14 protein-coding genes are annotated in these 13483 nt (G+C 63.1%); 8 read left to right on the forward strand and 6 right to left on the reverse strand.

Annotated elements, in window-relative coordinates; all coding sequences use genetic code 11:
• The first annotated feature begins 13 nt into the window (after positions 1 to 13).
• Complete coding sequence (locus KOM00_RS17100) at positions 14 to 454, forward strand: rhodanese-like domain-containing protein (protein WP_216500128.1); 441 nt, start codon at positions 14 to 16, stop codon at positions 452 to 454.
• Positions 455 to 515: 61 nt separating this feature from the next.
• Here the strand turns inward: KOM00_RS17100 and KOM00_RS17105 are convergent, their stop codons facing one another.
• Entirely contained in the window at positions 516 to 2927 is a 2412-nt protein-coding gene (locus KOM00_RS17105; RefSeq protein ID WP_216500129.1) for an ATP-dependent DNA helicase, read from the reverse strand.
• 149 nt (positions 2928 to 3076) lie between these two features.
• Here KOM00_RS17105 and KOM00_RS17110 point away from each other — a divergent pair, with 149 nt between their 5' ends.
• The 4 genes from KOM00_RS17110 to KOM00_RS17125 all read left to right on the forward strand — a co-directional run bounded on the left by KOM00_RS17110 (position 3077) and on the right by KOM00_RS17125 (position 5985).
• A complete protein-coding gene (locus KOM00_RS17110) occupies positions 3077 to 3361 on the forward strand; it encodes a cytochrome c7 (RefSeq protein ID WP_216500130.1) in 285 nt (94 codons plus the stop codon).
• Positions 3362 to 3624: 263 nt separating this feature from the next.
• On the forward strand, positions 3625 to 4053 hold the full coding sequence (locus tag KOM00_RS17115; protein WP_216500131.1) for a hypothetical protein: 429 nt from the start codon (positions 3625 to 3627) through the stop codon (positions 4051 to 4053).
• Positions 4054 to 4139: 86 nt separating this feature from the next.
• A complete protein-coding gene (locus tag KOM00_RS17120) occupies positions 4140 to 4562 on the forward strand; it encodes a hypothetical protein (protein ID WP_216500132.1) in 423 nt (140 codons plus the stop codon).
• Between the two features lie 25 nt (positions 4563 to 4587).
• Complete coding sequence (locus tag KOM00_RS17125) at positions 4588 to 5985, forward strand: radical SAM/SPASM domain-containing protein (RefSeq protein ID WP_216500133.1); 1398 nt, start codon at positions 4588 to 4590, stop codon at positions 5983 to 5985.
• A gap of 12 nt (positions 5986 to 5997) precedes the next feature.
• Here KOM00_RS17125 and trhA read toward each other — a convergent pair whose 3' ends face one another.
• Complete coding sequence (gene trhA, locus KOM00_RS17130) at positions 5998 to 6666, reverse strand: PAQR family membrane homeostasis protein TrhA (protein WP_216500134.1); 669 nt, start codon at positions 6664 to 6666, stop codon at positions 5998 to 6000.
• 153 nt (positions 6667 to 6819) lie between these two features.
• Here trhA and KOM00_RS17135 point away from each other — a divergent pair, with 153 nt between their 5' ends.
• Positions 6820 to 7917: a phosphotransacetylase family protein gene (locus KOM00_RS17135; RefSeq protein WP_216500135.1), complete on the forward strand. Its 1098-nt coding sequence runs from the start codon at positions 6820 to 6822 to the stop codon at positions 7915 to 7917.
• 183 nt (positions 7918 to 8100) lie between these two features.
• Here KOM00_RS17135 and KOM00_RS17140 read toward each other — a convergent pair whose 3' ends face one another.
• Complete coding sequence (locus KOM00_RS17140) at positions 8101 to 8373, reverse strand: cytochrome c7 (RefSeq protein WP_216500136.1); 273 nt, start codon at positions 8371 to 8373, stop codon at positions 8101 to 8103.
• A gap of 179 nt (positions 8374 to 8552) precedes the next feature.
• On the opposite strand from KOM00_RS17140, the gene KOM00_RS17145 reads away from it, so the two are divergent.
• Positions 8553 to 9467 carry a helix-turn-helix transcriptional regulator gene (locus tag KOM00_RS17145; protein WP_216500137.1) on the forward strand — a complete coding sequence of 305 codons (915 nt, stop codon included), beginning with the start codon at positions 8553 to 8555 and terminating at the stop codon, positions 9465 to 9467.
• Between the two features lie 156 nt (positions 9468 to 9623).
• Positions 9624 to 10133 carry a type 1 glutamine amidotransferase domain-containing protein gene (locus tag KOM00_RS17150; RefSeq protein ID WP_216500138.1) on the forward strand — a complete coding sequence of 170 codons (510 nt, stop codon included), beginning with the start codon at positions 9624 to 9626 and terminating at the stop codon, positions 10131 to 10133.
• Between the two features lie 162 nt (positions 10134 to 10295).
• Here KOM00_RS17150 and KOM00_RS17155 read toward each other — a convergent pair whose 3' ends face one another.
• The 3 genes from KOM00_RS17155 to dapA all read right to left on the reverse strand — a co-directional run bounded on the left by KOM00_RS17155 (position 10296) and on the right by dapA (position 13423).
• A complete protein-coding gene (locus tag KOM00_RS17155) occupies positions 10296 to 11528 on the reverse strand; it encodes an LL-diaminopimelate aminotransferase (protein ID WP_216500139.1) in 1233 nt (410 codons plus the stop codon).
• Positions 11529 to 11578: 50 nt separating this feature from the next.
• Positions 11579 to 12382, reverse strand: a complete 804-nt coding sequence (dapB, locus tag KOM00_RS17160) for a 4-hydroxy-tetrahydrodipicolinate reductase (protein ID WP_216500140.1) — start codon at positions 12380 to 12382, stop codon at positions 11579 to 11581.
• 168 nt (positions 12383 to 12550) lie between these two features.
• Positions 12551 to 13423, reverse strand: a complete 873-nt coding sequence (dapA, locus tag KOM00_RS17165) for a 4-hydroxy-tetrahydrodipicolinate synthase (protein WP_216500141.1) — start codon at positions 13421 to 13423, stop codon at positions 12551 to 12553.
• Between the last annotated feature and the right edge of the window lie 60 nt (positions 13424 to 13483).

The raw sequence follows: 13483 nt of genomic DNA on the forward strand, positions 1-13483 counted from the left end.
AGGAGAGAAAAAGATGAGAAGAGTGGTTTCACTGACCCTGGCTGTACTGTTCACCCTGACCGCGACGGCGGCCTTCGCCGGCAACCTTTTCGGCGGCAACTACCGCTACGTGGCGCCTGCCGACTTCAAGAAGTGGCTTGAGACCGGCAAGAAGGTGCAGATCGTCGACATCCAGGTGCCCGCGGAATTCCAGCAGCACCACTTCAAGGGGGCGGTGCAGACCAACGCCTTCCCGGTGAAGTCCGCCGAGGACAAGCAGAAGCTCGACCGTGTGCTGCCGCAGCTGACCGCTTCCCGCGAGGAGATCGTCATCGTCTGCCCCCGCGGCGGCGGCGGAGCCAAGAACACCTACGACTACCTGAAGGGGAAGGGTATCGCCGAGGCGCGCCTGCTGATCCTCGAGGAGGGGATGCAGGGGTGGCCCTACCGCGAACTGGTGGCGCAGGGCAAATAAGACAGGGAGCCGAGGCTACCCTGCAACGGCCGCTTCTCTCCCGCGAGAGAAGCGGCTTTTTTTATTGTTCCGGGTCCTGCGGCCGTGCCCAGAAGTCACCGACGTCCTTCAGTATCGCGCCCGACACCAGCTCCTCGGCGCGCGTCTCGAACCAGTCCGCCGGCATGGCGCTGCTGTAACCCTGTTCCAGGAATCGGTCGTCCATGAGCACGATGACGCCGCGGTCGGTCTCCGAGCGGATCACCCGCCCAGCGGACTGGATCGCCTTGGACATGGCCGGGATGGTGTAGGCGTACTCGAACCCCTTGCCGTAATGGCGCTGGTAGTAGGCGCGCATCTCCTCGCGCTCCAGGTCGTAGTTGGGCAGCGGCGGCCCGACCACGAAGGCGCCGATCACCATGTCGCCCGCGTAATCCACCCCTTCCGAAAGCGATCCCCCCTGCACCGCGAAGACCACCGTGGGCACCACCCCCGACCGGAGCTGCTCCAGGAACTCTGCGGTCCGCGCCCCCTTCATGCTCCGTTCCTGCCGGAGCACCTCGAAGCCTTCCGGAGCCCGGAACAGCTCGGCCACCCGCTCCAGGAAGCCGAAACTGGGGAAGAAGGCCAGGTAATTGCCCCGCCTGAGGGCGACGATCCGCGCCAGGGCATCGGCGATGCGCGCGTAGTTGCGCTCGCGCTGGGAATAGCGGGTGGAGACCTGCGGGATGATCAAAAGCTTGCGCCGCTCCGGGGGGAAGGGGCTCTGGAACTCGGACCAGCGCACCTCTTCCGGGTCGAGACCGGAGAGCTTGGCGTAGTACTCCATCGGCTTAAGCGTCGCCGAAAAGCCGACCACCTGCTGGTACTCGGCATAGCGCTCCCGGATCAGCTCGGATGCGTCGCAGCAGGTCACCTTGACGCTGCCACCCCCGCCGTGCGGCTGGTACGAGGTGAAGAATTCCTGGCGCTCCGAGCGCACGGCGAATTCCAGCGTCTCGGTGAACTGCGACCAGTAGTAGCAAAGGCGCAGGACGGGATCCTCCTGCCTGATCTCAACGTCCGCCTCGAGGTAGCGGGACAAAAGGGCGCGCAGCCTGCCGTCCAGCTCCAGGAAGGGGGCGAGCGGCGGCTCGATCCGGGAGGCTTTACCCCCGTCCCCCCGACGGCAGGAGAGAACCGCCGCGACGCACTCCTCCAGGAGCTCGGCGGCCTCGCGCCGGAACGAAGGCGGCACCCCGGCCAGATCCTCGCGCATCCCCTCCAGGACCGCGCTGGACAACCTCGGGGAGTAGTATTCCATGGCCCGGGAGGGGAGGTTGTGCGCCTCGTCGATCACGAGGTTCGGCTTGCCCACCTGGTCCACCGGGAGACCGGCGGCGCGCCCCAGCGCCGAGCGCGGCGCGAAGACGTAGTTGTAGTCGCAGATGACCACGTCGGCCAGCCTGGCGCTGTCGATCTGCAGCTCGAAGGGGCAGACCTGGTACTCCTCGCCCAGCTGCCGGAAGTTGCGGCTTTTGAGGCTCCTTTTCTTCTCCAGCAGCTCCACCAGGCCGTGGCGCGCCACCTTCGCGTAGTAGTCGCGGGCGTACTCACAGTAGTCCGGGGTGCAGATCGGCTCGTTCTGGAAACAGATCTTGCTTTTCGCCGTGATGGTCAAGGACCGCAGCTTCGACCCCGCCTCGCGGAACCTGTGCACCGCGTCCTCGGCGACCTCGTGCTGGCTGTTCTTCGGCGTCACGTAGCAGACCGCCTGCCCCCGCCCGAGCGCCTCCCTGAGCACCGGGTGCAGGACCCCCACCGTTTTCCCCAGCCCGGTCGGCGCCTGGATCAACATGCGCCGCCCCAGCGCCATCCCCAGTTCGATCTCCTGCATGAGCTCCACCTGCCCCGGACGCGGCTTTTCGAAGGGAAAGGGGAAGGTCGCGGCCGCTTTGCGCCTGCGTTGCGCTCTCTTGGCGGCCCTGGCCGCCTCCCGGACCAGTTCGTCCAGCCGGGCGTCGAGCCACCCCTGGTATTCTTCCAGGTCGAGCGTGATTTCCAGGTCCGCCGACTGGCCGTTGCGCGACGAGACCAGGTGGAAGGTGAGCCTGGGCACCACGCCGTGCTCCAGCCAATGGAAGTACCCGTAGGTGCAAAGCTGCAGGCAGTACGGTTCCTGGAGCGACCCGCCGGTCAGGCGCCGCTTCAGGTCCCAGAGGTTGAAGCAGCTCTTGATCTCCTCGATGCAGGTATTTTCGCGGCCGTAGACGCCGTCCATGCGCCCGTTGACCTGGAAGCGGAACCCGCCGCGCTCGAGCAACCGCCCCACCGGCACCTCGGCCTGGTAGGTCGGGTCGTCCTGCGCCCGTTTCCTCTGCACCCGCTGGTGGATCTCCTGCCCGTCGCTCGTGGAACGGTCGTAGCCCGAACGGGGCTCGATGCTCCCGGTGCGCGGCACGGGGAGAGCGAAGTAGCCAACCGGGATGTTGATGATGTCGCTTGCTGGTTTCATGTGGCCTGTTAGTCCCTTGATTCTCCGCCACTTTCTAATGACACCTCCTCTTTTGTCAAGCTAAGAATCCGGGGGGCGTTGCAATAACTGGGCGAACGGGTATCCTCTTTTGCGTACCGTCTAATTACAGGCCCAAAGGAGACGAAAACATGAGAAGAGCCATTGCAGCAGCCGTTCTTTCGCTTTTCTGCGCCGGGTTTGCCTATGCCGCTGACGAGACCGTGGTGGTGCTCCCGGCGAAGAACGGCAACGTGACCTTCCCGCACAAGCAACACAAGGACATGCCGGAGATGAAGTGCACCAACTGCCACGAAACCGACAAGGGAGGGAAGATCGCGGCCCTTGGCAAGGACTGGGCGCACAGCACCTGCAAGGGGTGCCACACCGACAAGGGCAAAGGGCCCACCAAGTGCAACGAGTGTCATAAAAAGTAGCTCCTTTCCCGCCCGATCCACCCTCGGCGGGGGCCACGGCCTCCGCCGCTTTCATGCCAGCCCCCTAAGCAGAAAATCAATTAGAACCCCGCCCGCAACATTGACATACTCTAATTTTTCGAGATAATGAACTCGCTCGGGACTCCCCGCTTATCATCTGTCGGCCGCCAACTACCTGTCCTGACTTGGCGCGCTTCACATGGCACGACAGGAACCGGGCTGCCAGGCTCTCCATTAAAGGTTGAGGCAGAGGAGATTCACTCATGAAGGACCCTTTCCACGACCTGCACCACCACGAAACCGGAAGCACCTCCCATATAAGGCTCATCTCCGAGGGGGGGAGTTCGCACGCCAGGAGCCCCGAGCTGGTCTGCATCGACTCCATCCAGGCCACCCAGAACTGCACCACCGAGGCACAGCACACGGTCTTCCCCGCGGCCGTCGGTCCGGGACCCGTGTTGCCCGAGAGCCCGGTCTGCACCCTTCCCCCCGAACATGCCGAGGCGCTGGACCGCGGGATCCTGCCCCCCCTGCTGCGCCAACGGCTGCAGCTGTTGAGCCTTCCCTTGAGTCCGGCTGCCGCGGTATCGGTTAAAGACCCTGGCAAACTGTGGCAGATCGCCGATGAGACCTCCTCCTACTCGGTCAGATCGATCGCCGCGCGCCTCGCTGTGTATGCGGAGTTGCGATGACCGCAGTCGTGAAGAGTCGCTGACTACCGGTGGCGCGGCAAGACGGCCCTCCGCACCCGGATGCTATCCAATGAAAGGAGAGAGCGATGGCCGAAGAAAAAACGGGTGGGGAGAACGGCGACAGCAGGCACCTGAAACTCGTCTCGGAGGGGGGCGGGGATGCATCAACCCGGAGCGCGCAGTGCTGGTCGCCCGACCAGATCGTTGCGAGTTGCATCACATCCCAGCAGATGGAGAACTTCAGGGCCTACAACAACGTGTGCATGACCCTGCCGACCAACGACATGTACGTTTTCTCGCTGTCGCCGGAGCACGCGGGGGAACTGGACCGGGGGGAGATTCCGCACATCGTGCGGCAGGAGTTCGAGGCCAACGGCTCTGCGCTTTCCCCCGCGGCAAGACTCAACGTGCAGCACTCCGGCAGGGTCTGGTTCATCGTCGATCTGGACCGCAAGTACTCGATCCGGATGGTGCCGACCGGTTTGCTGGTCTACAGCGAGAGGCTATGACCAGCGACCCAGCCGGAGAAACGCCATGAGCGACTACCACGCCTTCGAGCAGGGAGGAGAGAACTACCTCTTCTTCAGCAGCTCCGCAAAGCTCTACCAGGTCAGCCCGCTGGCAGCCCGGCTGATCCGGGATTTGTTTCCGCTCGGGGGGGGAGAAGGCCCGCCCGCACCCGGCACCGCGCCGCCGCAGCCGCTTACTCCCGAGGAGGACGCGCTCTACGCCGAGCTGCTCGCCCTTTTCACACGCGAGCTGGCGGTCCCGCTCCCTGCCCCGCAGCAGCAGGACGATTCCTTTGCCGAAAACAGCTACCAGACCTTTTCCATCTATCTCGCCCAGACCTGCAACATGGCCTGCTGCTACTGCTGGAACCGCGGCGGGACGTTCGGGAAGCCGGGACACCTCATGGGGTGGAACACGGCCCGCCGTGCCACCGAGCTGATCGTGTCCCTGGTGGAACACTCAAGCGCCGAAAAGATCTTCATCAACTTCTACGGCGGCGAGCCGCTGCTCGATTTTCCGGTCCTGCAGCAGATCACCGGGGAGCTTTTGAAACACGAGGCGCGCCTGGGAAAAAACTTCTACCTGACCCTGGACACCAACGGCACCCTCCTGGAGGGGCAGGCCGCGCAGTTCCTGGCACGCTACTTCACCCAGGTTGGGGTCAGTCTCGACGGGAGCCAGCGCATCCACGACCTGCAGCGTCCCGGGAAGTACGGCGAGGAAACCTGGCAGCAGATTGTCAACAACGTCAGGAGCTTCCCCAACCCGAAACTGCTCGGGATCAGGGCAACGCTCACCACGTTTTCCGACAGCTACCTGGAGACCTTCCGCCACCTCACCACCCTGGGGGTCGGCCGCATCCAGCTCGAGTACTGCCACGAACCGGGATACCGCCAAAACCCCATCTACGAGAAGCTGATCGTACCCCCAAAGCGGCAGCTGGACGAACTGCGTGAATTCGTGGATTACTACGTGGACTACATCGCCAGCTACAAGAGCACCCGCGACATCCCTTTCGTCTCGAACCTTCTGGACAGCATCAACAGGATCAGGCGCGCCAACCGCTTCACCCGCCCCTGCGGCGCGGGTACCAACACGCTCGCCATCAACAGCCGCGGCCAGGTCTTCCCCTGCATCGCCTTCGTGGAACGGGCCGATTTCGCCATGGGGGAGACCGGACAGGGGACTTTATCCCTGCACCAGTCCCTGCAAGGGTTCGAGGTGGACAGCCAGCTCCCCTGCCATGAGTGCTGGCTGCGCTACGACTGCGCCGGCGGCTGCCATGCCACCCACTACGACATGACCGGGCAAGCCCGGCAGCCGCACCCCGAATACTGCCGGCACATGCAGGGTCGGGCGGAGGTCTACTTCTACGCGCTCACCCGGATCCTCACCAAATGCCCCTGGCACCTGGAACGGTGACCCGGGACCTTGTTAACGCCCGCCGGGCGTTACGTACCAGAAGATGGCCAGGAAGTGGAAGGCGCTCCCCACCAGCACGAAAACGTGCCAGATGGCGTGGTTGTAAGGAAGGCGGTCCCAGAGGTAGAAGAGGACGCCGAGGGTGTAGGCCGCGCCCCCTGCAAAGAGCAGCAGCAGCCCGTTCGGGGCGAGCGATGCGGCAAGCGGCTTGATGACGACCAGCACCAGCCAGCCAAGCCCCAGGTAGAGAATCGGCCCGAGGTAGGGGTGCCGGTGCGCGGTGTACAGCTTCATGAAGGCGCCCGCCGTCCCCAGTCCCCATACCGTGATCAGCAGCCAGTATCCCCACGCCCCCCGCAGGGTCACCATGGCGAAGGGGGTGTAGGTTCCGGCGATCATGAAGTAGACGCAGGCATGATCCAGGATGCGGAACACGTAGCGCAGGCGCGGCCTTCTCACGCTGTGATAGATGGTCGAAACCGCGTAGAAGAGGAGCATGGCGCCTGCGTAGACCGATGCCGAGACGATGCGCGCCATCTCGCCGATGCGGACAGCGAGGGCGATCAGGGCGGCCGCGGCGGCCGCGCTGAGCATGAGCCCCACGCCATGGGTCCAACGGTTGGCGAACTCCTCCGCCTCGGTATAATGGAACAGCCGTTTGCTCAGATCGTCATCATCCATGGTCGCCCCCAGACATTGGCACCGCTTAAGATACATCAACTTTCCCCTTCCCGCAATCGCCCTCCCCCCCCTTTCGGCTTGACAAGCCGTCCCTTCGATACGATCATGTGCATCTCGTTTACACTATGCCAATGTGATTCGCGGAGGGCAGCCTTGGCCAGGAAGATTTTCGTAGCGGCTTCGGGTCAGAACATCGGTAAGACGACCATCAGCGTTTCACTGCTGCACCTTGCCCAGAAGAAGTACGGGCGGGTCGGCTTCATGAAGCCGCTGGGGCCTAAACCCACCGTCCTGCGCGGCATCCCGGTGGACAAGGACGCCGCCCTCATGGCGCAGGTATTCGGCCTGTCCAAGGACCTGCGCTACATGTCGCCGGTGGTCGTCTACCCGGAAACCTCCCGGGAGGCCATCGACGGGAAGCTGAACCTCCCCGAGCTGGCCGACCGCATCATGACCAGCTTCGCCGAACTCGAGAAGCACTGCGATTTCATCGTCATAGAGGGGTCCGGGCATCCCGGGGTCGGGACGGTGCTGCGCCTCTCCAACGCGCGGATCGCCAAGATGCTGGACGCACCGGTCCTGATGCTGAGCGGAGGAGGGGTGGGGAACGTCATCGACACCCTCGCCATGAACACGGCGCTGTTCAAGCTGGAAGGGGCCGACGTGCGCGGGGTCCTGGTGAACAAGCTCTTCACCGAGAAGCGTGACACCATGCTGGACTACCTTACCCGCGCCTTCGCGGATCAGCCCTTCTCGGTCCTGGGCGGCTTCGACTACAAGCCGGTGCTGGCGAACCCTTCCCTTGGGAGGGTGGCGCGTCTGCTCGACCTCCCCTTGTACGGCAACCGCCGCGAGGTGAAGCGCATCATCCATCATGTGCAGATAGGTGCTGCTTCCACCCAGCGGGTGACGGAGATGCTGAGCGATTCATCGCTCTTGCTGGTGACCAGCAGCCGTGACGAGCTCTTGGTCACCATCGCCAACCTGTACCAGATGCCGGAATTCCACCCGCTCATCGCCGGGCTGATCATCTCTGGCCAGGCCCCGGTCAGCAACATCACCCAGCGCATCGTGGACCGCAGCAACATACCCTATTTCCGTACCAACCAGACCACCACCGATATCTACAAGATCATCACCGAGGACGTCTCCAAGCTGACCGCCAAGGACACCGAGAAACTGGACCTGATCCGGTCCCTGGCGGAGGAACGCCTCGATTTCGACGCCATCGACGAGCTGTTCGCGCAGTAGCACGAGATGGCAAGGCGCGGTCTTTGGCCTGCGTGGCCGACTTCTCCCCCTCCCTTGACGGGAGGGGGTACCAGCGACGTCCTGCTGGATTTTTAAAGTTTCGGAAAAACTAAAAAGGCGGCCTCCGTAGGAGAGCCGCCTGTGCCGTCCCTGGTGGAGAACGGCGTGTGCTGGTCGTGCCGACTACTTCTTGTGGCAGTCAGCGCACTTGGTGGGGCCGGCACCCTTGTCGCTGTGGCACCCTTTGCAGGTCTTGTGCGCCCAGTCCTTGCCGAACCCTTCGATCTTGCCCGGTCCCTTCTCGTGGCAGACCTTACAGTCCTTCAACGCTTCCTGGTGTTTCTTGTGGTTGAAGGTCACGTTCCCGTTTTTGGCGGGCAGGGTGATGACGTCGGCGGCGAAGGCCGCTCCGGCACCGAAGACGACGAGGGCCGCTGCTACGAATACTTTTTTCATGGTGTGCTCCTTTTCTTTTTGAGTTTTTTGCTGCCGAACTGTGGTAAAAATAGCATCTCGTCTCCCCCCCCGGTATCGACATCTATAGCAATACCACCCGATGTCGGGTCCAGTGGAGGCCATGTCGGGTCGTCCCGCTCCGGGAAGGATCCGTTTTTACCCTCGCGGAGAGCGTGGTAATGGTGGAAACCAACGACAAAAACGAAAAGGTCCCCCTCCCCAGCGTGGCCATCGACGGCACCCGGATCAGGAACATACGGGAGACCAAGAAACTCACCCAGCTTTACGTGGCCAACGTGGTCGGAGTGACCACCGACACCATCTCGCGCTGGGAGAACAACCGCTACCCCTCCATCAAGCGGGACAACGCCCAGAAGCTGGCCGACGCCCTCGAAGTGCCGCTCGAGGAGGTCCTGCGCCAGGAATCTTCCGAACCGGAGGAGGCTGAGCCGCAGCTTCCGCCTCCCGTTTCCAAAGGCGCCAGGATCGCGGTCTTTGCCGTCGTTGCTGCTGCCCTGGCCGGCCTGCTCCTGTTCTTCCTGTTGCGACAGCCTCCCCTTCCCCCCAGTGCCTCGCGATGGGTGCCGCGCTTCGCCGCTCCCGGGGAGGTTTTCCCGGTGCAGATCAAGGTGGCGCGTCAAGCCACCGCTCCCTTCGGCTTCATCCTCAGGGAAAAACTCCCGGCGGGCGCACGCCTGGTCAACTCGCTCCCCCCCGCCTCCTCGACCGACACCGAGCTTAAGTGGCTGGTCCCCAACGGCGGCACCCCCGTCACCCTCTCCTTCACCCTCCAGGTCCCGGCCGGTTTCAATCCCGGCAAGGACGCCGCGCTCAAGGGGGAGATCGTCATCCACAACATCGGCTCCTCGAACCGGACCGAAGCCGTCGGCGGCAACGGTTCGATCCACATAGGGTCTTACCACTGGGCCGACAGCAACGGGGACGGCCGTATCGACGACGACGAGATCATGCCCGCCTACTACATCTGCGAAGAGATGAAGGGACTGGGGCTGGATTGGAAGACCATCGAGGCGATCTGGAGCGGCAAGGGCTACCGCTGGGACGCCAAGCGCGGCTACACCGTTATGAAATAAGCAGTTTTTCCCGCCCCTCCTTAGAAAACGACCCTCCACCGATCATTAGCTTTTTTTACTCGCCGCGATGCCTTTCGCCAGGCGCATGGTAAACTGTGTCCGTCGTACCGGCCCCTTCGGGAGCCTGCCTTATCAACCCAGGAGAGCGGAGGATTCATGAAAGCATTGGTGTTAAGCGCGGACAATTTCGAGGATACCGAGCTGCTCGTTCCCCTTTACCGGCTGCGCGAGGCCGGGTACTCCGTGGTGGTCGCTTCCGCGAAAGCCGGCGCCATTCACGGCAAGCACGGCTACGAGGTCCCCGTAGACAAGCTGTTTACCGACATCAACCCGGCCGAGTACGCGGTCCTGGTGCTGCCGGGGGGGAAGGCGCCTGCCGCCATCCGGAACATGCCTGAGGTGCAGGAGATCGCCCGCGCCTTCATGTCCTCCGGCAAACCGGTTGCGGCCATCTGTCACGGCCCGCAGATCCTGATCTCCGCCGACCTGCTCAAGGGACGCAAGGCCACCTGCTACGATTCGGTCGCTCCGGAGCTGCGCGACGGCGGGGCACTGTACCAGGACATCGAGGTGCTGGTCGACGGCAACCTGATCACCTCGAGAAAGCCCGACGATCTCCCCGCGTTCTGCCGGGAGCTGACCAGGATGCTCAAGGTGCACAGCTGAGCCCACGTTCCGAAGGCCGGGTGAGGGTTCTGCCATAGTGGATTTCTTCCCTTTGGCAACGCCCTCACCCCAAACCTCTCCCAGGGGGGGAGAGGTGAAATTGACATAAAAAAAGGCGGCTCCCGATTGGGAGCCGCCTTTTTGTTGCCTGCGTTGCCGCTGTTATTTGAGGTTCTTCTTGATCCTCTCGACCGCTTCGATGACGTTGTCGCGGTTGCCGAAGGCGGAGAGGCGGAAGTATCCTTCGCCGGCGGGACCGAAGCCGCTGCCGGGGGTACCCACCACGTTGCACTCGTTCAGGAGCTTGTCGAAGAAGTCCCAGGAGGAGAGCCCGTTCGGGGTCTTGAGCCAGATGTAGGGAGCGTTCACGCCGCCGTACACGGTGAGACCGGCCTCGGCGAGTCCCTCGCGGATGATGCGGGCGTTCTCCATGTAGTAGTCGATGATCTCCTTGTTCTGCTTCCACCCCTCCTCGGAGTAGACCGCGGCGGCCGCTTTCTGCACCGGGTAGGAGGCGCCGTTGAACTTGGTGGTGGTGCGGCGCAGCCAGAGCTTGTTGAAGGAGTATTTCTCGCCGTTCTCGGTGGTTCCCATCACCTCTTCCGGCACGACCACGAGGCCGCAGCGCACGCCGGTGAAGCCGGCGGTCTTGGAGAAGGAGCGGAACTCGATGGCGCACTTCTTGGCCCCTTCCACCTCGTAGATCGAGTGCGGGATGCTCGGATCCGTGATGAAGGCCTCGTAGGCCGCGTCGTAGAAGATCACGGCATCGTTGGCCAGGGCGTAGTCAACCCACTTCTTAAGCTCCGCCTTGCTGGCCACGGTGCCGGTCGGGTTGTTGGGGAAGCAGAGGTAGATGATGTCGACCTTGCCGGTGGGAAGCGCGGGGATGAACCCGTTCTCCTCGGTGCAGGGAAGGTAGACGATCCCCTTGTAGTACCCCTTCTCGTCCGCCTCGCCGGTGCGGCCGATCATCACGTTGGTGTCGTTGTAGACCGGGTAGACCGGGTCGCCGATGGCGACGACGTTGTCCAGCGCGAAGATGTCCAGGATGTTGGCGCAATCGCACTTGGAGCCGTCGGAGATGAACATCTCCTCGGTCTTCAGGTCGACGCCGAGCCGCTTGTAGGACTTGTCGATGATGGCGTTGATCAGCCAGTCGTACCCCTGCTCCGGGCCGTAGCCGGCGAAGTTCTCGACGGTGGCCAGGTCGTCCACCGCTTCGTGGAACGCCTTGATGACGGCCGGGGCCAGGGGACGGGTCACGTCGCCGATCCCCAGGCGGATCACCTTGGCCTCCGGGTTGGCTGCGGCGAAGGCACGCACGCGGCGCCCGATCTCCGGGAAGAGATAGCCCGCTTTCAGTTTCAGGTAGTTATCGTTTATCTTTGCCACGTATTTCCTCCGAAATTAAACTCTACGGCGGCCGTTGTCCGCCTGATCTCTTATCTCAGCCCCAGCACGTCCTGCATGTCCCACACGCCGGGCTTGGCGGTCACCACCCACTTGGCTGCGCGCACCGAGCCGCGGGAGAACATGTCCCGGGTATGGGCGCGGTGGGTGAGCTCGATGCGCTCGCCCATGCCGATGAAGTAGACGGTGTGCTCGCCGACGATGTCGCCGCCGCGCACGGTCTGCATGCCGATCTCGTCGTGGGTGCGCTCGCCGCAGATCCCCTCGCGGTGGTAGTTGGCGACCTTGTTGTAGTCGCGCCCGAGGGCGTCGGCCACCACCTCGCCCATCCGTACCGCGGTACCGGAGGGGGAATCCTTCTTCAGGCGGTGGTGCGCCTCGACGATCTCGACGTCGAAGTCCTCGCCCAGGATCTTGGCCACGTCGGCCAGGACCTTGAAGCAGACGTTGACGCCCACCGACATGTTGGGGGCGATGATGACCGGGATCTCGCGGGCAAGCTCCGCCGCCAGGGCGCGCTCCTCGGGGGTGAACCCGGTGGAGCCGATGACGATCGACTTCTTGTAAAGGGCGCAGACCTCGAGGTTTTTCAGGGATACCTTGGGAGCGGTGAAGTCGATCAGGACGTCGCACCCCTGTACCGTTGCGTTCAAATCGTCGCTGATAAGGACGCCGATGGCGCCCAGCCCAGCGTTGTAACCGGCATCCTGCCCCACCATCGGGTGGCCCGGGCGCTCCAGGGCGCCGGAGAGTTCCACACCCTCGGACTCCTTGATGGCGGCGATGATGCGGCCGCCCATCCGTCCGGCTGCCCCGCAAACAGCTATTTTAACCATTGGTTTCTCCATTTTAATTAATAACGGGGCTCCCCCGCGAGGCGCCAGGGTTGGGGCGAATAATTATTCGCCCCTACACCCCCCATCTTTTTCGACACTACGATAACTGTAGGGGCGAATAACATTCGCCCGCTTTGAAAGCCCCCCAGGTGAGAGGGACAGTCCTCGTTAGATAAGCTTGTATTCCTTCATGATGGCCACGAGCTTCGCCTTGTTGGCATCCATGAGCGGGGCCAGCGGCAGGCGCACCTCGTCGCTGCATTTGCCCATCAGGGCAACGGCGGCCTTGACCGGAACGGGGTTGCTCTCGATGAACATCGCGTTGGAGATCTTCAGGAGGTACAGATGCAGCCTCCTCGCCTCCTCCAGGTTCCCGGCGTTGAAGGCGTCGACCAGCGAGGAGACTTCCTTCGGCATGATGTTGGCGGTCACGGAGATGACCCCCTTGCCACCCGCTGCCATGATGGGGAGGGTGATGAAGTCATCACCGGAGAGGACGTCGAGCTTGTCCCCGCAAAGCGCCAGCACCTCGGAAGCCTGCTGCAGCGAGCCGGTCGCCTCCTTGATGGCGACGATGTTCTTGTGCTCGGCCAGGCGCGCCACGGTCTCCGGCAACAGGTTCACGCCGGTGCGGCCCGGTACGTTGTACAGGATCTGGGGGAGCGCCACGGCATCGGCGACCGCCATGTAGTGACGGTAGAGACCTTCCTGGGAAGGCTTGTTGTAGTAAGGAGTTACCAGCAGTGCACCGTCTGCGCCCAGTTCCTTGGCGTGCCTGGTGATCTCGATGGCCTCGTGGGTCGAATTGGAACCGGTACCAGCGATGACCGGCACCCTCTTGTTGACCTGCTCAACCACGATCTGGATGACCCGGTCGTGCTCCTCGTAGCTGAGGGTGGAGGACTCACCGGTGGTGCCGCAGGGCACGATGGCGTCGGTGCCGTTCTCGATCTGGAACTCGACGAGTTCCCTCAGTTTTTCTTCGTCCACCGCGTGGTTGTTGAACGGGGTCACGATGGCAACGATACTTCCGTGAAACATGGTCTACCTCCTTATGGGTAACTCTGAAAATTGCCAGTTTCGTAATTATTGGTTCCTCCC

Source organism: Geomonas diazotrophica (genome assembly GCF_018919385.1).
Classification (GTDB): domain Bacteria; phylum Desulfobacterota; class Desulfuromonadia; order Geobacterales; family Geobacteraceae; genus Geomonas; species Geomonas diazotrophica.

What these genes read in the sequence shown, in the direction of transcription:
- KOM00_RS17100 (WP_216500128.1), top strand. Translation starts at nt 14, where the DNA reads ATGAGAAGAGTGGTTTCACTGACCCTGGCTGTACTGTTCACCCTGACC.
- KOM00_RS17105 (WP_216500129.1), bottom strand. Translation starts at nt 2,927, where the DNA reads ATGAAACCAGCAAGCGACATCATCAACATCCCGGTTGGCTACTTCGCT.
- KOM00_RS17110 (WP_216500130.1), top strand. Translation starts at nt 3,077, where the DNA reads ATGAGAAGAGCCATTGCAGCAGCCGTTCTTTCGCTTTTCTGCGCCGGG.
- KOM00_RS17115 (WP_216500131.1), top strand. Translation starts at nt 3,625, where the DNA reads ATGAAGGACCCTTTCCACGACCTGCACCACCACGAAACCGGAAGCACC.
- KOM00_RS17120 (WP_216500132.1), top strand. Translation starts at nt 4,140, where the DNA reads ATGGCCGAAGAAAAAACGGGTGGGGAGAACGGCGACAGCAGGCACCTG.
- KOM00_RS17125 (WP_216500133.1), top strand. Translation starts at nt 4,588, where the DNA reads ATGAGCGACTACCACGCCTTCGAGCAGGGAGGAGAGAACTACCTCTTC.
- trhA (WP_216500134.1), bottom strand. Translation starts at nt 6,666, where the DNA reads ATGGATGATGACGATCTGAGCAAACGGCTGTTCCATTATACCGAGGCG.
- KOM00_RS17140 (WP_216500136.1), bottom strand. Translation starts at nt 8,373, where the DNA reads ATGAAAAAAGTATTCGTAGCAGCGGCCCTCGTCGTCTTCGGTGCCGGA.
- KOM00_RS17145 (WP_216500137.1), top strand. Translation starts at nt 8,553, where the DNA reads ATGGTGGAAACCAACGACAAAAACGAAAAGGTCCCCCTCCCCAGCGTG.
- KOM00_RS17150 (WP_216500138.1), top strand. Translation starts at nt 9,624, where the DNA reads ATGAAAGCATTGGTGTTAAGCGCGGACAATTTCGAGGATACCGAGCTG.
- dapB (WP_216500140.1), bottom strand. Translation starts at nt 12,382, where the DNA reads ATGGTTAAAATAGCTGTTTGCGGGGCAGCCGGACGGATGGGCGGCCGC.
- dapA (WP_216500141.1), bottom strand. Translation starts at nt 13,423, where the DNA reads ATGTTTCACGGAAGTATCGTTGCCATCGTGACCCCGTTCAACAACCAC.